The organism is Leclercia sp. UBA5076 (assembly GCF_002416465.1).
Lineage (GTDB): Bacteria > Pseudomonadota > Gammaproteobacteria > Enterobacterales > Enterobacteriaceae > Enterobacter.
Genome location: NZ_DIAO01000018.1, coordinates 295,170 through 313,234, shown reverse-complemented (window position 1 = coordinate 313,234; position 18,065 = coordinate 295,170). Strand labels below are relative to the sequence as shown.

At 57.2% G+C, this 18,065-nt stretch carries 17 protein-coding genes; 8 read left to right on the top strand and 9 right to left on the bottom strand.

Annotation, left to right across the window (positions count from 1 at the left end):
* Positions 1-70: 70 nt before the first annotated feature.
* Entirely contained in the window at positions 71-784 is a 714-nt protein-coding gene (mpaA, locus tag B3X29_RS18800; RefSeq protein WP_103179858.1) for a murein tripeptide amidase MpaA, read from the top strand.
* Here the strand turns inward: mpaA and ycjG are convergent.
* Positions 775-1,740, bottom strand: coding sequence for an L-Ala-D/L-Glu epimerase (gene ycjG, locus B3X29_RS18795; protein WP_103179859.1), 966 nt, complete (start codon positions 1,738-1,740; stop codon positions 775-777). The two genes, mpaA and ycjG, sit on opposite strands and share 10 nt — an antisense overlap.
* Before the next feature lie 105 nt (positions 1,741-1,845).
* On the opposite strand from ycjG, the gene tpx reads away from it, so the two are divergent.
* Entirely contained in the window at positions 1,846-2,352 is a 507-nt protein-coding gene (gene tpx, locus B3X29_RS18790) for a thiol peroxidase (RefSeq protein WP_103179860.1), read from the top strand.
* A 39-nt stretch (positions 2,353-2,391) separates the two neighbouring features.
* On the opposite strand, the gene B3X29_RS18785 is transcribed toward tpx, so the two are convergent.
* A complete protein-coding gene (locus tag B3X29_RS18785; RefSeq protein ID WP_290561714.1) occupies positions 2,392-3,597 on the bottom strand; it encodes a XylR family transcriptional regulator in 1,206 nt (401 codons plus the stop codon).
* A 211-nt stretch (positions 3,598-3,808) separates the two neighbouring features.
* Here B3X29_RS18785 and B3X29_RS18780 point away from each other — a divergent pair, with 211 nt between their 5' ends.
* Positions 3,809-6,547 carry a nucleoside hydrolase-like domain-containing protein gene (locus B3X29_RS18780; protein WP_201304729.1) on the top strand — a complete coding sequence of 913 codons (2,739 nt, stop codon included), beginning with the start codon at positions 3,809-3,811 and terminating at the stop codon, positions 6,545-6,547.
* A 53-nt stretch (positions 6,548-6,600) separates the two neighbouring features.
* Here the strand turns inward: B3X29_RS18780 and tyrR are convergent, their stop codons facing one another.
* The 7 genes from tyrR to pspA form a co-directional block, all read right to left on the bottom strand.
* Positions 6,601-8,142, bottom strand: a complete 1,542-nt coding sequence (tyrR, locus tag B3X29_RS18775) for a transcriptional regulator TyrR (RefSeq protein WP_103179861.1) — start codon at positions 8,140-8,142, stop codon at positions 6,601-6,603.
* 128 nt (positions 8,143-8,270) lie between these two features.
* Positions 8,271-9,320 (bottom strand): YcjF family protein, encoded by a 1,050-nt coding sequence (locus B3X29_RS18770; RefSeq protein WP_103179862.1) that lies wholly within the window; start codon positions 9,318-9,320, stop codon positions 8,271-8,273.
* The gene (locus B3X29_RS18765) at positions 9,317-10,714 is read right to left on the bottom strand and encodes a YcjX family protein (RefSeq protein WP_103181094.1); all 1,398 of its coding nucleotides are present in this window, start codon (positions 10,712-10,714) and stop codon (positions 9,317-9,319) included. The genes B3X29_RS18770 and B3X29_RS18765 overlap by 4 nt, the downstream gene beginning before the upstream one ends.
* 111 nt (positions 10,715-10,825) lie before the next feature.
* Positions 10,826-11,044 carry a phage shock protein PspD gene (gene pspD, locus B3X29_RS18760; protein ID WP_103179863.1) on the bottom strand — a complete coding sequence of 73 codons (219 nt, stop codon included), beginning with the start codon at positions 11,042-11,044 and terminating at the stop codon, positions 10,826-10,828.
* 14 nt (positions 11,045-11,058) lie between these two features.
* On the bottom strand, positions 11,059-11,415 hold the full coding sequence (pspC, locus tag B3X29_RS18755) for an envelope stress response membrane protein PspC (protein ID WP_103179864.1): 357 nt from the start codon (positions 11,413-11,415) through the stop codon (positions 11,059-11,061).
* On the bottom strand, positions 11,415-11,639 hold the full coding sequence (pspB, locus tag B3X29_RS18750; protein ID WP_103179865.1) for an envelope stress response membrane protein PspB: 225 nt from the start codon (positions 11,637-11,639) through the stop codon (positions 11,415-11,417). The genes pspC and pspB overlap by 1 nt, the downstream gene beginning before the upstream one ends.
* 51 nt (positions 11,640-11,690) lie before the next feature.
* On the bottom strand, positions 11,691-12,359 hold the full coding sequence (gene pspA, locus B3X29_RS18745; RefSeq protein ID WP_156654643.1) for a phage shock protein PspA: 669 nt from the start codon (positions 12,357-12,359) through the stop codon (positions 11,691-11,693).
* A gap of 167 nt (positions 12,360-12,526) precedes the next feature.
* Here pspA and pspF point away from each other — a divergent pair, with 167 nt between their 5' ends.
* The 5 genes from pspF (at position 12,527) to sapD (ending at position 18,064) form a co-directional block, all read left to right on the top strand.
* Positions 12,527-13,504, top strand: a complete 978-nt coding sequence (gene pspF / locus B3X29_RS18740) for a phage shock protein operon transcriptional activator (RefSeq protein WP_159339432.1) — start codon at positions 12,527-12,529, stop codon at positions 13,502-13,504.
* An 88-nt stretch (positions 13,505-13,592) separates the two neighbouring features.
* On the top strand, positions 13,593-15,233 hold the full coding sequence (sapA, locus tag B3X29_RS18735; protein ID WP_103179868.1) for an ABC transporter substrate-binding protein SapA: 1,641 nt from the start codon (positions 13,593-13,595) through the stop codon (positions 15,231-15,233).
* Complete coding sequence (gene sapB, locus B3X29_RS18730; RefSeq protein WP_103179869.1) at positions 15,230-16,195, top strand: putrescine export ABC transporter permease SapB; 966 nt, start codon at positions 15,230-15,232, stop codon at positions 16,193-16,195. The genes sapA and sapB overlap by 4 nt, the downstream gene beginning before the upstream one ends.
* Complete coding sequence (gene sapC, locus B3X29_RS18725) at positions 16,182-17,072, top strand: putrescine export ABC transporter permease SapC (RefSeq protein WP_103822232.1); 891 nt, start codon at positions 16,182-16,184, stop codon at positions 17,070-17,072. The genes sapB and sapC overlap by 14 nt, the downstream gene beginning before the upstream one ends.
* Positions 17,072-18,064 (top strand): putrescine export ABC transporter ATP-binding protein SapD, encoded by a 993-nt coding sequence (sapD, locus tag B3X29_RS18720; RefSeq protein ID WP_103179871.1) that lies wholly within the window; start codon positions 17,072-17,074, stop codon positions 18,062-18,064. Before sapC ends, sapD begins: the two co-directional genes overlap by 1 nt.
* Position 18,065 lies beyond the last annotated feature (1 nt).

Genomic DNA, 18,065 nt, shown 5'->3' with positions numbered 1-18,065 from the left:
CTGAAACTATTTGATTAACCGTGTTTTTTGCACAACACTGCCAGTAATACAATCTGATTCAGGAACCTCTATGTCACTTACCCGCCCAAGAACGGAACGTGGCGCTTTCCCGCCCGGGACCGAACATTATGGCCGCTCATACCTCGGCGCCCCCTTAATCTGGTTCCCTGCCCCGCAGGCCGATCGCAACAGCGGCCTGATCATTGCCGGAACCCACGGAGATGAAAATTCTTCGATTGTGACCCTCTCCTGCGCCCTGCGTACCCTTTCCCCTCCGCTGCGCCGCCACCATGTGGTATTAACCGTTAACCCGGACGGCTGTCAGTTGGGTTTACGCGCCAATGCCCGTGGTGTGGATTTAAACCGTAACTTCCCGGCGGCCAACTGGCGGGAAGGCGAGACAGTCTACCGTTGGAACAGCTCCGCCGAAGATCGCGATGTGGTGTTGCTGACGGGCGACAAGCCCGGTTCAGAGCCAGAAACCCAGGCGCTGTGTCATCTGATCCACAAACTGCATCCGGCCTGGGTTGTCTCGTTTCACGATCCGCTGGCCTGCATTGAAGATCCCGCCCACACGGCTCTTGGGCGCTGGCTGGCAGATGCCTTTTCACTGCCGCTGGTCACCAGCGTCGGCTATGAGACGCCAGGCTCATTCGGCAGCTGGTGTGCCGATTTAAGCCTGCACTGCATCACCGCTGAATTCCCGCCGATCTCCTCCGACGAGGCCAGCGAGAAGTACCTGAAAGCGATGACCGATCTGTTGCGCTGGGAACCTCAGAGATGAACAACGCCGGTGCTGTAGTGCAGCGCCGGAGAGACATCCACGGCAAGCCAGGTAGGGCCGTCGAGATCGGCAAATTTCACCTCATTCGCCAGCGGCAGTGCGGCACCAATCGCTCGCGAGGTGCAGAGCATACAGCCGAGCATCAGGGCAAAACCGCGCCGACGTGCCTCGGCGGCCAGCGCCAGCGCTTCGGTGATACCGCCGGTTTTATCCAGCTTAATATTCACCATATCGTAGCGTCCCTGCAGGGCCGTGAGACTTTCCCGGGTATGGCAACTCTCATCGGCGCAGATGGGCAGCGGATGAATAAAGTTCGCCAGCGCGGCATCTTCCCCTGCGGGCAAAGGCTGTTCGAGCATGGCGACGTTCAGATCCGCCAGCAGCTGGCAGCGGGCAGCCAGTCCTTCGCTGTGCCAGGATTCGTTGGCGTCGACGATAAGCGTCGCCTGCGGCACGGCCCCGCGAATGGCGACCATCCGCTCGCTGATCAGACGATCGTCCAGCTTCACTTTCAACAGGCGCGCCCCGGCGTCATAGAGCGCTTTGGCGCTGGCGGCCATCTGAGCAGGCTCACCGATCACCACTGTTTGCGCGGTGACCACCGTTTGCGGCAGGGTCGTGCCCGCCAGCGTCGCCAGAGAGATCCCTTGCTGACGCGCGGCTAAATCCCACAGCGCGCAGTCCACCGCGTTACGTGCGGCACCGGCAGGGAGTAACCGCTGTAGCGCTTCCCGGGTAAGGCCGCGCTCCAGTTCAGGCGCCAGCGCCATGATCTGCGCCATTACCGAGGCGATGCTTTCGCCATACCGGGGATAAGGCGTACACTCCCCCACCCCTTTGACGCCCTCTTCTTCTATTTCTACCACCACCACACTGGCCTCGCTCCGGGTCCCCCGGGAGATCACAAACGGCGTATGCAGTGGCCAGGCTTCTTCGTAAACCTTGAGGGTTCTCATCACTCACTCCTGTATAGCGGCTTCGCGCAAATAGGGTTTGCTGTGCTATCGGCTGATGACATACACTAACGACGACGTTAACTATATGTAAACAGGAAGATAACTATGTCACAACTCGTTCATTTCCAGGGCAACCCGGTTTCTGTTGCAGGATCCATTCCTCAGAAAGGCAGCAAAGCGCAGGCGTTTACGCTCGTGGCAAAAGATCTGTCTGACGTCGTGCTGAGCCAGTTTGCCGGCAAGCGTAAAGTGCTGAACATTTTCCCAAGCATTGATACCGGCGTGTGCGCCGCGTCTGTGCGTAAATTCAACCAGCTGGCGACCGAAGTGGACAACACCGTTGTGCTGTGCATCTCAGCCGACCTGCCGTTCGCTCAGTCCCGTTTCTGCGGTGCTGAAGGTCTGAGCAACGTTATCACTCTCTCTACCCTGCGCAACCCGGAATTCCTGGAGCAATATGGCGTGGGCATCTCTGAAGGCGCACTGAAAGGTCTGGCGGCGCGTGCCGTTGTGGTGATCGACGAAAACGACACCGTCGTGTTCAGCCACCTGGTGAATGAAATCACCACCGAGCCAGATTACGCTGCCGCGCTGGAATCACTGAAGGCGTAACGGCAAAAATGACATGAGCCTGTACAGCATCGGCTCATGTCATTCATCTGACAAGTTCTCATATACCTCGTCACGTTCCTTCCGATACTCTACTGGCGTACACCCCATCTCCCGACGATAAACAGAATACATATACTGAAGTGACGTAAAACCGCTCTGCATAGCCACATCGGCATAACTCAGCTGCGTCTCTCGCAGCAAATTTTTTGAGCGATCGAGTCTGAAGCTCAGTAATTCGTCGTGCAACGTCTTTCCGAGGGTACGCATAAAGTGCATGTCGAGGGTCGCGCGGGAACAGCCTACGTGCTCTGCAACCTGGGCGGCCTTGATCCCCTGGGCGCCGAACTGACGGATGAAGTAGCGGGCGCGTAAAATATAGGTATTCATTATAACGCTATGCCGGGTAGACGCCTGGGCATTCACCCCTTCAGGCCCGACCATGACATGTTTTTCACGCAGCGGTGTGCCCGTCAGCTGCCGGTGCAGCATCTCCGCGGCGGTGCGTCCCATCTGATGAGTACCCTGCGCAACCGAACTGATGGCGATGCGACTAAGGCTGCGCAGCAACGGATCATCATCTATGCCGATAATAGCGATCTCTTCCGGCACGGCATAACCCGCGATGGAACACGCCTGCAGCACTTGTCTGGCGCGTGAGTCCGTCACGGCGATGATACCAACAGGCTTAGGTAGCGTCCCCAACCACCGGGCCAGATCCTCAAGGATGTTTTGCCACACCAGGGCGTGTGTCGGAATGCCTTCAAAGATCTCGGCCTGATGTCCGTCCGCCTCTACAAACTGGCGAAAGGCGTTTGCCCGTTCCACTGCCCAGGGGTTCATAATTGTCGGCTCGATGGAGTAACAGGCAAAGCGTGGCAGGCCCATGTCGATGAGATGTTGATACGCCTGCCTCACCAGCTCAACGTTATCCGACGCCACGTAAGGAAGAGAGCGGATCGTTGGGCTGCTCAGTTGCCAGGAGCCGCCAATCCCCACCACCGGCACCTCTACCTTCGTCAGTAGCGATGTCAACAGAGGATCGTCGAAATCCGCAATGACGCCATCCCCTTTCCATTCGAGCAGGCTGGCCGGGGATGAGCGGAAATCCTCTTCCAGCAGGAAATCCCAGTGGATGCGGGTCGATTTCATGTACTCGCATATTCCTTCAATGATACTCCTGCCATAGCGCCCTTTGGCTTTCAGCATCAGTGCCACCCGAAACATGTCATGCTTTCGCGACGCCATAGCGTGATCCCTGAACATAGAGAGAAACATCACCCTATCATAAGCCGATCAATGTCAGTAAAGATATTACTGCCCTTAACCTCATATTATTAAAGAATAATTTAACCATTTAGAAAAATCATAAACCGGTTTTGCAGCAGAGTTATGCCAGGCTGTTTTCCGTTCCTGAAGTGCAAAAAAATAAAAAACCTCTGGAGGAAATGTCTCTGCTATGAAATTGCAAATAAACGGAAAAACTCTTTTCCTGTCGCTGACGTTGCTCTTACTGGTTGTCACGCATGAATCGTTCAACCAGGTCCGCGCAGCAGTCAGCCCGGAAAATAACAGCGTGGCCGCTAAACCGCGGGTGATTGTCTCAACGGACATCGGCGGGACCGATTTTGACGATTACCAGTCGCTGGTCCACCTGCTGCTGTACGCAGATGCGATGGAGCTCGAAGGCCTGCTCTCCTCGCCGTGGGGGCCGGTAAGAAACCGTGCGACGGAAATCCTGAAGACAATCGATCGATATGAACAGGATTATCCGAATCTGAAAAGCTGGTCCAGTGATTACCCGACCCCGGATTACCTGCGCTCCATTACCCGACAAGGCGGGATGGATTCCGCGCCGCCCGAAGGCTTTAGTCAGCCCACTGATGCCTCAAAACTGATCATTGAAGCGGCAAAACGCCCCGATCCCCGACCGCTGTGGATCCTGATCTGGGGAGGCATTGACGACCTGGCGCAGGCGCTGCACGACGACCCAACCATCAAGCAAAAAATTCGCGTCTACTATATCGGTGGCCCGAACAAGAAGTGGTCAACCTCCGCATACAATTATATTGTTCGCCATCACCCGGACCTGCACATCATTGAAAACAATTCCACCTATCGGGGCTGGTTCACGGGAGGCGATCAAACCAACGGTCTCGACGGCGCGACCTTTGTGGCTACGCATGTAAAAGGCCACGGCGCGCTGGGCGATTTCTTTAATTCTTACGGAGAGGGTCAATTAAAGATGGGCGATACGCCGTCGGTGGCATATATCCTTGGGCCCAATCCCGACGATCCTCAACAAGAAAGCAAAGGCGGTGGACGGTTTGTGCGGGCATGGGATCGCCCCCTGTACACCTTCAACGGCAGGCCAACCGCCTCCGACGTGGTGGAAACCTATGGCCTGGTTGAGCTGATCGTTCATCCCAAAGGGCAGGCGCCGGCGGGGACCACCGCAAATCTGGTCGTGCCTGCCTCCGGGAGCAAAAGCGATCGTTTCCCGGGCTTTGCAGCAGCTGACGGGACGTGGCACTTCCGTTTCGTCCCAAAAGCATCCCAGACGTGGAAGTACACCATTGAATCCAACTGGGCCGGCCTGCAAGACCCGGTTGGAGGTAGCTTTACCTCAACGTCCCCAGCTGCTTTCCGGGCCACGCAGCCCTCTGGCCGCTATCCAAACTGGTGGACCGACAATCCCGATCCCGCTTTAAGCGAGGATGTGCCACCTTTTGGCCCGCAGCAGGGTATCAAAACCATTAATCAGTGGCGCGCGACCTACCTGGCTGACTTTGCTTCTCGTATCGAACGGCTGAAGCCACCAACACCTGATGTAAAAGAGAGCAAACAACGTCTGTTCGTGTTAACCGATATCGGTGACGATCCCGATGACCAGATGTCAATGGTGCGCCTGATGACCTACGCTAACCAGGTGAACATTGAAGGTCTTGTCGCCACCTCTACCGGCAAAAATAAAGATCAGGTAGAACCACAGCGCATCATCGATATCATTAAAGGTTACGGATTAGTCCGCGACAATCTGGAAAAACATGAGCCCGGATTTCCGCTTGCGGACGATCTGCTTAAGGTCGTGGCTCAGGGCTTGCCAGTCCACAATATGGCCGCGGTGGGTGAAGGCAAAGACTCGACAGGATCGGAACTGCTCATTAAGGCCGTTGACCGTCAGGACGATCGTCCATTATGGGTGACGGTCTGGGGTGGTCCGAATGTGCTTGCGCAGGCGCTATGGAAAGTACGTCAAACCCGTACGCCTGAAGAGCTTGAAAAGTTTGTTTCCAGACTTCGCGTCTACGCCATCTCCGATCAGGACGACAGCGGTCCCTGGATCCGCAAAATGTTCCCGTCACTGTTTTACATCGTCTCCCCGGGGCAAAACGCCGGGGGCGGTTTTCACCACGCCACCTGGATTGGCATCGGCGGTGACTATTTCCATGGCCGTTTCGCCGGGGCAGATTATCAGCTGGTAACCAACGAATGGCTGGATAAAAATGTGCGCAGCAAAGGCCCCTTAGGGGCAGAGTACCCGCGCTGGAAGTTTATGATGGAGGGGGACACGCCATCATTTTTGAATCTGATTCATAATGGTTTGTCCGATCCTGAACATCCTGACTGGGGTGGCTGGGGCGGTCGTTACGAGCTCTATACACCGCATAAAGAGCGTTGGTTTATGGCTCAGGAGACGCGACCGATTTGGACCAATGCGCAGGATGAAGTGCTGGGCTTTGATAATCGCTGGCACACCACTAACCATGCGACAATCTGGCGCTGGCGTGGGGCTTATCAAAATGACTTTGCCGCCCGAATGGACTGGACCATCAAGCCCTACAGTGAGGCCAATCATCCCCCGGTACCAAAACTCGATCACCCTGCCACCCTGACGGTGAAAAAAGGGCAACGGGTGGAGCTCAGCGCAATGGGCTCCACCGATCCCGACGGTGATGCCCTCTCCTATGAATGGTTTGTCTATGCAGAGGCGGGAACGCGCGTATTATCAAATGCGGCCACCGGGGTCATGTTAGACATTAAAAACGCTGACCAGCCAAAGGCCTGGTTCGATGTCACCGATGCCCGGGTGATGCCTCCGGGAACAGGTACGATGCATATCATTCTGGCCGTGACCGATCATGGCACGCCGCGCTTAACCCGCTACAAGCGCGTGATTGTCAATGTAGTGCCATAACCCCTCAAGCGGCGGGCCTGATGCCTGCCGCTTCACTTATGTACTGACAGGCGCTACTCGTCACCTTTCTTCTGACTCAGACCATACTCGCGCAGCTTGTTGGCGATGGCGGTGTGAGACACGCCCAACCGTTTCGCCAGCTTACGGGTGCTGGGATAGTTACGATACAACTGCGTCAGCACCGAGCGTTCAAAGCGGCTGGTAATGTCGTCCAGCGATCCTTCCATCGCCTCTTCGCCTACCGCCACCGTTCCGGCATCGTAATCCGGCAATAAAATATCCTGCGGCCGCAGCTCATAGCCTTCTAGCTGGGTCAGGGCACGATAGATCGCATTTTTCAGCTGACGAATATTCCCCGGCCAGCCGTAACGGGTAAGAACCGTATTCAGATCGGCTGAAAACTTCGGTCTTGGGATACCCTGCTCATCGGCAAAGCGCGCCACAAACAGCTCGGTCAACGGCATGATGTCCTGGGGGCAATCGCGCAGCGGCGGAATATTGAGGGTCAGAACGTTCAGGCGATAATAGAGATCTTCCCGGAACATCCCCTTCTGCACCAGTTCCACCAGGTTCTTCTGGGTGGCGCAGATGACGCGCACATCCACATGCACCTCATGATCTTCTCCCACCCGGCGGAAGGTGCCGTCATTGAGGAAACGCAGCAGTTTGGCCTGCATCCGCGGCGACATCTCGCCAATTTCATCCAGCAGCACCGAGCCGCCGTTGGCCTGCTCAAAGAAGCCTTTTTTGCCTTCCGGCGCGTGGCCAAACAGCTCGCTTTCAACGGCATCTTCCGGAATAGAAGCGCAGTTCAGGGCAAGATAAGGTTTGCTCGCCCGCGGCCCCGCCTGATGCACCGCATGGGCCAGCAGATCTTTGCCGGTACCGGTGTCGCCGGTGATCAGCAGCGGTGCGGCAAGGTTTGCCAGCTTGCGCGCCTGCTCCACCACGTGGCGCATTTTCGGGCTGACGGCAATAATCTGGCTGAAGGCGCCCGTATCCTGGCTCGACAGGTTTTGCAGTTGACGTCCCATACGGACCGTTGAGCGCAGCATGATCACTGAACCGGTCAGGGTTCTGTCGTCGTTGTCGCCCTGCAGATAGACCGGGGTGAGCTCCATCAGGAAATTTTGTCCGTTAATAACCACATGCTCGCTGTGAGTCGAGCGCGGGTTGCTCTCCAGCCAGCGCTGGAAATTGAAGCCGGGGATCAGCTGGGCGGCGTTGTGGTTGCTCAGTTTCTCCGGCTCCAGGGCAAACAGCTGGCAGCTCGCCTGATTAGCCCGATCGATTTTGCCTTTCAGATCCAGGGATAAAAAGGGTTCGGGCATCGCTTCCAGCAGCGCGCTGAGGGCCAGGTGCTCGCGCTCGGAGGGCATCCACGGCACGGTGCGCACATCCGTAACGCCAGCGATACGGCGGATTTCAGCCATTAAGCTGCTGAATGTTTCGAAAGCAATTTCAGCAAAATTCAGGTAAATCTTCCCGATTGGGTCAATCTCAATTCCACGCAGGTCAATACTCCGCAAAACAAGGAGATCGAGCAGCTCGCGAGTCAGGCCGAGACGGTCCTTACAAAACACTTCCAGACGCATGGGAAAATCACTCTATAAGCCATTAACCCTGAAATGATAAGCCAGATATCTGCAATCGGGAAGACGGCTGTCAACAAATATTGACAGCCTGTGAGCAGGGTGTCGGAATTATGTGCGAGGAAGCGAGCTTACTGCGGTTTTTTATTGAGGGTATCTTTCAGCTGGCCGATTAATTCCCGACGGAAATCCCCCAGCCGGGGTTTATCATCCTCTGTCCACGGCAGTGGACGGCACAATTCCATCGCTTTGATCCCCAGCCGCGCGGTGAGTAATCCCGCACCAATCCCCTGCGCCGCACGGGCCGAAAGGCGAGCGGCCAGATCCTGTGACATCCAGTCCATCCCCACCTCGCGGACCAGCTCACTGGCCCCGGCAAAGGCCATATTGAGTAGTACAAGGCGGAACAGGCGCAAGCGGCTGTAATAGCCCAGTTCGATACCGTACAGCGTGGCAATACGGTTGATCAGGCGCAGGTTGCGCCAGGCAATAAAAGCCATATCCACCAGCGCCAGCGGGCTGACGGCAATCATCAGCGTTGATTCGGCTGCCGAGCGGCTGATCTCCCGCCGCGCCTGGCTGTCCAACACCGGCTGCACGAGGTGGGCATACAGCGATACCACTTCGCGATCGTTTTGCGTTTCGTGAATGGCGGCGTACCAGCGCTGCAAGGCCGGATGAGACTGATCGAGCCCGGCCTGTTTCGCCAGTTTTTCACAAAATGCCCGCCCGTTACCGGTGCCGTGGCTGTGCAGCAGATCCCGGGCTTCATCGCGCTCGTGGGCGCGCTGGCGCAGTCGCCATAAACGGCGCCATTCTGTGGCAACAGAGCCGACGCCCGCGCCGACGATAAGCGCACCTGCCGCGCATCCTCCCAGCGCCACCCAGTCCTGGGTTTGCCAGGCATTGATTGCCCACTGCACGCCTTGCCCCACCACCGCAACGCCCGCCAGCATCAGGCCCGCGCTGACCATTTTGCGCCACAGGCTACGTTTAGGCCGCAAAGCGGCTTCGACGACGGCTTCGGCTTGTCCTTCTTCCGCAGGGAGCATATCGGTCACTACCGGGGCGAAGTTTCCGGCCTGGGTGTCATCAAATGTTTGTGCCGCTTTGAAGGCTTCGCGATCCGCTTCTTCCAGGGTGCCGGTAAAATCCATTCGCGGTTTTAAGGGTTCGGTCATCGCAATTTATCTCCAATCAAAAACTCCAGCGCGGCATCCAGGCGAATGTGCGGAAGCGGCTGGTCTACATTCATCGTCTGCGGGCGGAAGGCTTCAAACTGAAACCCCTGCTTCTGCCAGAATGCCTGGCCCGGCAATCGGGCGGGTACTTCGCCAGGGTAGACCGTCAGCGGGGCGCCGTCACTCAGACGGTGGCCGCGCAGCGCCGGGATCTTATCGCCATTAACGTCAATCAGGCCACTCTGGGTGGCCTGCACCGAGGCCAGCCCCAGGCAGTCCATGCTGATACCCTCAAAGGCGGCGTTTTGCCAGGCATCCTGCACCAGCTGCTGGAGGAGCGATACCATATTGGCGTGCTGATCCACCGTCACGTGATCCGCCTTGGTGGCGGCAAACAGCAGTTTGTCGATCACCGGAGAGAAGAGACGCCGGAACAGCGTGCGCTGCCCGTAGTGGAAGCTCTGCATCAGTTGGGTTAGCGCGAGGCGCATGTCGTTGAACGCCTGTGGCCCGCTGTTGAGCGGCTGAAGGCAGTCCACCAGCACAATCTGGCGGTCGAAGCGCAAAAAGTGGTTAGTGTAGAACCCCTTAACCACTTTCTCACAGTAGTAGTTAAAGCGTTCGCGCAGCATACCGGCGTTGGTATGTTTGTCCGCCTGGGCAAGCTTCGATTCACCAAAAGCCTCCACGTCCGGCCAGGGGAAAAATTGCAGGGCCGGGGCGCCCGCCATATCCCCAGGCAGCACAAAGCGACCCGGCTGGATAAAGTGCAGACCCTCTTTCTTACATTGATGCAGGTAATCGGTCCAGGCTTCCGAAATGGCCGCCAGCCGGTTTTCATCGGCGGGTGCCAGCGGATCCAGCCCCTCACACAGGGAACGCCAGCGGGCGGACCAGGCCGCGCGGGGCCCCTGTAACAGGCCGGTCATCTGCCGCGACCAGCTGAGATAGTCCTGGGTCAGCATCGGCAGGTCGAGCAGCCATTCGCCGGGATAATCGACAATCTCCAGATAGAGAGTGGAGGTCTCTTTAAAATGGCGAAGCAAAGAATCATTGGAACGGTACCGCAGCGCCAGGCGGATTTCACTCACCCCGCGGGTGGGCGTGGGCCAGGTTGGCGGCGTGCCGTAAAGCTGGGCCAGCCCTTCATCGTAGGTGAAACGGGGAATGCCAAAATCGCGCTGAGGGACGCGCTTCACGCCGAGCAGGCGCTCTTCGCGTACCGCGCTCAACAGCGGCAAGCGCGCCCCGGCATGCAGGTTAAGGAGCTGATTGACCATCGCCGTGATAAAGGCGGTTTTGCCGCTGCGGCTCAGTCCGGTAACCGCCAGGCGCAAATGTCGGTCAACCCCACGATTTACCAGAGAATTAAATTCATTTTTAAGTCGCTTCATCGCCATCCTGTTCTGCCTGAAGGAATTATTGTTCTGAGAAATATGACACGGGGGCAAGGAGAAAGGAATAAAAGCAGCGCAACGGCACATTGAACTTTGTGCCGTTGCGAATTATTTCAGTTTACTGGATAACCGGTTCGCGAGCTTTTTCAGCATCGGCTCCAGCGCGACGGCCAACAACATTCGTACCGGCTTGCGGGCAACCGATTTGATCGCCCACCCCGCCACGCCTGCCGGGCCGTAACGCAGTGCGGTGAGTAATACCAGCTTCCCTGCGATTTTCAGGCCCGGCTTGACGCGATGTCCGGCCTGTTGCCAGCGTTGATTCATATCAGTTCTCTCAGTTAAAGCTGACGAAAACGGCTTCGCAGCGTGAAGGTATCCGAGGTGACATACCGCTCCATTTCGCGCAAGCGTTTTTCGCCTGCCGACAGCTCAGCATCCACCGCGTCCAGTAATTCACTGCTGGTGGGGCTATTTTCATCGCCCATCGCGCCGTCCGGCATCGGGTCCAGCACGAAGGACAAAATGATATAGGCCACCAGGGTAATAAACGCCAGACCAAAGAAAATGGAGAGTACCGTTACCACACGCACCAGCTTCACCGGCACGTCGAGGTAGTGCGCCAGTCCGGCGCAGACGCCGCGCACCATCCCCTTCTGGGGGATACGCCACAATTTTTTATTCAGGTTCAGTGCCATTAGCGATCCCTCCAGTTCGGATGTTCTGCGTCCAGAATCGCCTCCAGCGCCTGAATACGTTCGCGCATTTTATTTGCGTCCTGAGTTAATTGCGCCAGGCGCTGCTGTTCGCTTTGCGACAGCTCTCCCCTTGAAGAACGGTTACTGTAGTGCAGCCACAACCAGATCGGCAGAACAAATAGCACGAAAATGGTCAGCGGAATGGCAAGAAAAAGCGCGCTCATGTCTACTCCTTGTGTGATGAGTGGCGGCGCCGGCGGGCGCCGCAGTTTTTATTATTGATTGTCTTGTTTCATTTTGGCCTTCAGCGCGGCCAGTTGCTCGCTGATTTCATCATCCGCTTTCAGATCGGCAAACTGCTGATCCAGCGTTTTCTGTTTGCCAAAGCTGTGGCTTTCCGCTTCCGCTTCCATCTGATCGATACGACGCTCAAACGACTCAAAACGGGCCATGGCTTCGTCAATCTTGCCGCTGTCGAGCTGACGGCGCACGTCACGGGATGAACTTGCCGCCTGGTGACGCAGCGTCAGGGCCTGCTGGCGGGCGCGGGTTTCGCTCAGCTTGTTCTCCAGCTCCGCAATCTCTTTTTTCATGCGGGCAAGGGTTTCATCCACCAGCGTCACCTCCTGATCAAGGGTGGCGACAATATCGGTCAGCTTCTGCTTTTCAATCAGCGCAGAGCGGGCCAGGTCCTCTTTATCTTTGCGCAGCGCCAGCTCCGCTTTTTCCTGCCATTCGGCCTGCTGGGCGGTCGCCTGTTCAATACGGCGGGAAAGCTGCTTTTTCTCAGCCAGCGCACGGGCGGAGTTAGAGCGCACTTCCACCAGCGTGTCTTCCATCTCCTGAATCATCAGACGAACCAGCTTCTGCGGATCCTCTGCTTTCTCCAGCAGTGAGTTGATGTTGGCGTTCACGATGTCGGCAAAACGAGAAAAAATACCCATAATTGAATCCTCATATTTTCTGTTATCGGGCTAAGCCCTGCTGCATAGTTAATACAATTCCCGTGCCAGTTTTATATCTTATTGATTTTATACGATGTGATTGCTTTTTCGCCCGCTACGCCCTACTCTCACTTAGTGAATTACACCAATAAGTGGTCAATTACGTCATGGCTGAATTTAAAGACACGTTACTCGGGGAAGCCAACAGTTTTCTCGAAGTGCTGGAGCAGGTATCCAGGCTGGCACCGCTGAATAAACCGGTGCTGATTATCGGCGAGCGCGGCACCGGCAAGGAGCTGATTGCCAACCGGCTACACTACCTCTCCGGGCGCTGGGATGGACCGTTTATCTCTCTGAACTGCGCCGCGCTGAACGAGAACCTGCTGGATACGGAACTGTTTGGTCACGAGGCGGGCGCCTTTACCGGGGCGCAGCGTCGCCATCCCGGTCGCTTCGAGCGCGCCGATGGCGGCACGTTGTTTCTTGATGAGCTGGCGACCGCGCCGATGCTGGTGCAGGAAAAACTGCTACGCGTCATTGAGTATGGCGAGCTGGAGCGCGTGGGCGGCAGCCAGCCTTTACAGGTAAACGTGCGGCTGGTGTGCGCCACTAACGCCAATCTGCCGGAGATGGTCGAGCAGGATAAGTTTCGCGCCGACCTGCTGGATCGGCTGGCGTTTGATGTGGTTAACCTGCCGCCGCTGCGCGAGCGGCGCAGCGATATCATGCTGCTGGCGGAGCAGTTTGCTATTCAGATGTGTCGCGAGCTTGGGCTGCCGCTGTTTCCCGGTTTTAGTCAGCACGCCCGTGAAACGCTGCTGGACTACCGCTGGCCGGGCAATATCCGCGAACTGAAAAACGTAGTGGAGCGCTCCGTCTACCGCCACGGTAGCAGCGAGACAGAGCTGGATGAAATTGTGATCGATCCCTTTCAGCGTCCCGCACAGCCCTCTGTCAGCAAACCGCTTACCACGGGTATACCTACCCTGCCCCTCGATTTGCGTCTGTTCCAGCTGGAGCAGGAGAAGCGGTTGCTGGAGCAGAGCCTGCGCGAGGCACAATTTAATCAGAAACGCGCGGCTGAACTGCTGGGGCTGACCTACCATCAGTTAAGGGCATTGCTCAAAAAGCATCAGATGCGATGACATAATCAGCACTTACCCGCAGACATTTTTACGAAGCAGGTGTAAGTGCGATACACTTTGCAGATCGTCTCTAAAAACCTTAAAAATTATGCGACTGGTTTTCTCGTCCCTGATTGCGCTCGGTCTGTTAAGCAGCCAGGCGTTTGCCGCGCCTGAGCTGGCGGATCGCGCGGATATTCGCGACAGCGGCTTTGTCTACTGCGTAAGTGGGCAGGTCAACACCTTCAACCCGCAAAAGGCGAGCAGCGGCCTGATCGTCGATACCCTCGCCGCCCAGATCTATGACCGCCTGCTGGATGTGGATCCCTATACCTATCGCCTGGTGCCTGAACTGGCCGAGAGCTGGCAAGTGCTGGACAACGGGGCCACATACCGTTTTCGCCTGCGCGACGACGTCAGCTTCCAGACCACGCCGTGGTTTAAGCCTACCCGTAAACTCAATGCGGATGACGTGGTCTTTACCTTCCAGCGCATTTTTAACCGCAACCATCCGTGGCACTACATCAACGGCGGTAATTTCCCCTACTTCGACAGTTTACAGTTTGCCGATACGGTGAAGTCCGTTCGCAAGCTGGATAACCGCACGGTGGAGTTCACCCTGGCGCGGCCAGATGCCTCCTTCCTGTGGCATCTGGCGACGCACTATGCTTCGGTGATGTCCGCGGAATATGCCACTCAACTCACCCTGAAGGACAAAATGGAGTTGATGGATCGCCAGCCCGTAGGAACCGGACCGTTCCAGGTTGAAGAGTATCGGGCGGGGCAGTACGTGCGCCTGCAACGCCATGAGAAATTCTGGCGCGGCACGCCGCTTATGCCGCAGGTTGTGGTCGATTTAGGCTCCGGCGGTACCGGGCGGCTGTCGAAACTGCTGACCGGCGAATGCGATGTCCTGGCCTGGCCCGCTGCCAGCCAGCTGACTATCCTGCGCGACGACCCGCGTCTGCGCCTGACCCTGCGCCCGGGCATGAATATCGCTTATCTGGCCTTTAACACCAACAAACCGCCGCTGGACAACCCGGCGGTACGCCATGCCCTGGCGCTGGCGATCAATAACCAGCGTCTGATGCAGTCCATTTATTACGGTACCGCAGAAACTGCCGCCTCAATCTTGCCCCGCGCCTCGTGGGCCTACGATAGCGAGGCTAAAATTACCGAATACAACCCGGAAAAATCACGCGAACAGCTCAAAGCGCTGGGGGCAGAAAACCTCACCCTGCAATTGTGGGTGCCTACCAGCTCCCAGGCCTGGAACCCCAGCCCGCTAAAAACCGCGGAGCTGCTCCAGGCTGACCTGGCCCAGGTGGGGGTTAATGTGGTGATTGTTCCGGTAGAAGGCCGTTTTCAGGAGGCGCGCCTGATGGACATGAACCACGATCTCACCCTGTCAGGTTGGGCGACAGACAGTAACGACCCGGACAGTTTCTTCCGTCCGCTCCTGAGCTGCGCGGCCATTGATTCGCAGACCAACTATGCCCACTGGTGCAACCGCGAGTTTGACAGCATTCTACGCAAGGCGCTGTCGACCCAGCAGCTGGCGGCACGTATCGATGCCTATGATGAAGCGCAGATTATTCTGGCCAAAGAGTTGCCGGTACTGCCGCTGGCCTCATCCCTGCGTCTGCAGGCGTACCGTTACGATATCAAAGGCCTGGTGCTCAGTCCGTTTGGAAATGCGTCGTTTGCGGGCGTCTCCCGCGAGAAACAAGAAGAGGTGAAAAAACCGTGATTATTTTTACCTTACGTCGGTTGCTGTTGCTGCTCATCACCCTCTTCTTTCTCACCTTAGTGGGTTTTAGCCTGAGCTATTTTACCCCGCACGCGCCGCTACAGGGTGCTTCGCTGTGGAATGCGTGGTGGTTCTGGTTTGAAGGCGTGCTGCACTGGGACTTTGGCGTCTCCAGCATTAACGGCCAGCCCATCTCCGAGCAACTGAAAGAGGTCTTCCCCGCCACCATGGAGCTCTGCATCCTGGCGTTCGGTTTTGCGCTGATTGTCGGGATCCCGGTCGGGATGCTCGCCGGGATCACCCGCAATAAATGGCAGGACAAGCTGATCAGCGCGATCGCCCTGCTCGGGTTTTCGGTTCCCGTCTTCTGGCTGGCGCTGCTGCTGACGCTCTTTTTCTCGCTGACGCTCGGCTGGCTGCCGGTTTCCGGACGTTTTGACCTGCTCTATGCGGTAAAAACTGTCACCGGATTCGCCATTATTGACGCCTGGCTCTCAGATTCGGTCTGGCGGCATGAGATGATCATCAGCGCCGTGCGCCACATGGTGTTGCCGGTGCTGGCCCTGGCCGTGGCACCAACCACGGAGGTGATTCGCCTGATGCGCATCAGTACCAGCGAGGTGTTTGACCAGAACTATGTTAAAGCGGCCGCCACACGCGGATTGTCACGGCTGACGATTTTACGTCGCCATGTGCTGCATAATGCGTTGCCGCCGGTGATCCCCCGTCTCGGGCTGCAGTTCTCAACCATGCTGACGCTGGCCATGATCACCGAAATGGTCTTTAGCTGGCCAGGCCTCGGGCGCTGGCTGATTAACGCCATTCGCCAGCAGGATTATGCCGCTATCTCTGCCGGCGTGATGGTGATTGGCGCGCTGGTGATTATTGTGAACGTGTTATCTGATATTTTGGGCGCTATGGCTAACCCACTGAAACATAAGGAATGGTATGCCTTACGATAGCGTATACAGTGAAAAGCGCACGCCCGGTGCGTTACGCACCGTGTGGCGAAATTTCTACGGCGACGCTATGGCGATGATCGGCCTGTACGGCTGTGGCGGCCTGGTGCTGCTGTGCATCCTGGGCTCGTGGTTTGCGCCGTATGGCATCGATCAGCAGTTCCTCGGCTATCAGCTGTTACCGCCATCCTGGTCCCGCTACGGTGAAGTCTCCTTCTTCCTGGGCACCGACGACCTCGGGCGCGATGTGTTAAGCCGTCTGTTGAGCGGCGCTGCGCCGACGGTGGGCGGCGCCTTTGTGGTCACCCTGGCCGCCACGCTGTGCGGCCTGGTACTGGGTATTGTCGCCGGGGCTACTCACGGCCTGCGCTCGGCGGTGATGAACCATATTCTCGATACGCTGCTGTCGATCCCGTCGCTGCTGCTGGCGATCATCGTGGTGGCCTTCGCCGGACCGCATCTGACGCACGCCATGTTTGCTGTCTGGCTGGCGCTACTGCCGCGCATGGTACGTTCGGTCTACAGCCTGGTGCATGATGAGCTGGAAAAAGAGTATGTGGTGGCCGCCCGTCTCGATGGCGCCACCACCATGAATATTCTGTGGTTTGCGGTGCTGCCCAATATCGCCTCGGGCATGGTTACGGAAATTACCCGTGCCCTGTCGATGGCGATCCTGGATATCGCCGCGCTCGGTTTTCTCGATCTGGGCGCGCAACTGCCCTCCCCGGAATGGGGCGCGATGCTGGGCGACGCGCTGGAACTGATCTATGTAGCCCCCTGGACGGTGATGCTGCCGGGTGCTGCAATTATGGTTAGCGTATTACTGGTGAACCTGCTTGGCGACGGGATCCGTCGCGCCATTGTGGCGGGGGTGGAATAATGCCGTTACTGGATATTCGCAATCTGACGATTGAGATTAAAACCGGCGAAGGCTGGGTCAAAGCGGTCGATCGCGTCAGTATTACCCTGAGCGAAGGCGAAATTCGCGGGCTGGTGGGGGAATCGGGATCAGGCAAAAGCCTGATTGCTAAAGCGATTTGCGGCGTGGCGAAGGATAACTGGCGCGTCACCGCTGACCGTATGCGCTTTGATGATATCGACCTGCTGCGCCTCTCCGTCCGCGAACGACGCAAGCTGGTGGGCCACAACGTGTCGATGATCTTTCAGGAGCCGCAATCCTGTCTCGATCCGTCGGAGCGGGTGGGCAAACAGCTGATGCAGAACATTCCCGCCTGGACCTATAAAGGCCGCTGGTGGCAACGTTTTGGCTGGCGTAAACGCCGGGCTATCGAGCTATTGCACCGGGTGGGGATCAAAGATCACAAAGACGCCATGCGCAGCTTCCCCTATGAGTTGACGGACGGTGAGTGTCAGAAAGTGATGATTGCCATCGCGCTGGCTAACCAGCCGCGCCTGCTGATCGCGGACGAACCGACCAACGCGATGGAGCCGACCACCCAGGCGCAAATCTTCCGCCTGCTGACCCGGCTTAATCAGAACAACAACACCACTATTTTGCTGATCAGCCATGACCTGCAGATGCTGAGTAAATGGGCAGATAAGATTGATGTGATGTACTGCGGCCAGACCGTGGAGACCGCCGGCAGCGAGGATCTGATCACCACGCCGCATCATCCGTATACCCAGGCGCTGATCCGTGCGATACCGGATTTTGGCAGCCCCATGCCGCATAAAAGTCGCCTGAATACCCTGCCGGGGGCTATCCCGCTGCTGGAGCACCTGCCCATTGGCTGTCGCCTGGGTCCGCGCTGTCCCTATGCCCAGCGTAAGTGCATTGAAACGCCGCGCCTGGCCGGGCCGAAGAACCATCTGTTTGCCTGCCATTTCCCGCTGAACATGGAGAAAGAGTGAC

Excerpts from the sequence above, each read along its gene's own strand:
- B3X29_RS18765 (WP_103181094.1), bottom strand. The coding sequence starts at position 10,714 with ATGAAGCGACTTAAAAATGAATTTAATTCTCTGGTAAATCGTGGGGTT.
- B3X29_RS18785 (WP_290561714.1), bottom strand. The coding sequence starts at position 3,597 with ATGGCGTCGCGAAAGCATGACATGTTTCGGGTGGCACTGATGCTGAAA.
- B3X29_RS18770 (WP_103179862.1), bottom strand. The coding sequence starts at position 9,320 with ATGACCGAACCCTTAAAACCGCGAATGGATTTTACCGGCACCCTGGAA.
- tyrR (WP_103179861.1), bottom strand. The coding sequence starts at position 8,142 with ATGCGTCTGGAAGTGTTTTGTAAGGACCGTCTCGGCCTGACTCGCGAG.
- sapA (WP_103179868.1), top strand. The coding sequence starts at position 13,593 with ATGCGACTGGTTTTCTCGTCCCTGATTGCGCTCGGTCTGTTAAGCAGC.
- pspA (WP_156654643.1), bottom strand. The coding sequence starts at position 12,359 with ATGGGTATTTTTTCTCGTTTTGCCGACATCGTGAACGCCAACATCAAC.
- sapD (WP_103179871.1), top strand. The coding sequence starts at position 17,072 with ATGCCGTTACTGGATATTCGCAATCTGACGATTGAGATTAAAACCGGC.
- sapC (WP_103822232.1), top strand. The coding sequence starts at position 16,182 with ATGCCTTACGATAGCGTATACAGTGAAAAGCGCACGCCCGGTGCGTTA.
- pspD (WP_103179863.1), bottom strand. The coding sequence starts at position 11,044 with ATGAATCAACGCTGGCAACAGGCCGGACATCGCGTCAAGCCGGGCCTG.
- tpx (WP_103179860.1), top strand. The coding sequence starts at position 1,846 with ATGTCACAACTCGTTCATTTCCAGGGCAACCCGGTTTCTGTTGCAGGA.
- mpaA (WP_103179858.1), top strand. The coding sequence starts at position 71 with ATGTCACTTACCCGCCCAAGAACGGAACGTGGCGCTTTCCCGCCCGGG.
- B3X29_RS18780 (WP_201304729.1), top strand. The coding sequence starts at position 3,809 with ATGAAATTGCAAATAAACGGAAAAACTCTTTTCCTGTCGCTGACGTTG.
- ycjG (WP_103179859.1), bottom strand. The coding sequence starts at position 1,740 with ATGAGAACCCTCAAGGTTTACGAAGAAGCCTGGCCACTGCATACGCCG.
- pspB (WP_103179865.1), bottom strand. The coding sequence starts at position 11,639 with ATGAGCGCGCTTTTTCTTGCCATTCCGCTGACCATTTTCGTGCTATTT.
- pspF (WP_159339432.1), top strand. The coding sequence starts at position 12,527 with ATGGCTGAATTTAAAGACACGTTACTCGGGGAAGCCAACAGTTTTCTC.
- pspC (WP_103179864.1), bottom strand. The coding sequence starts at position 11,415 with ATGGCACTGAACCTGAATAAAAAATTGTGGCGTATCCCCCAGAAGGGG.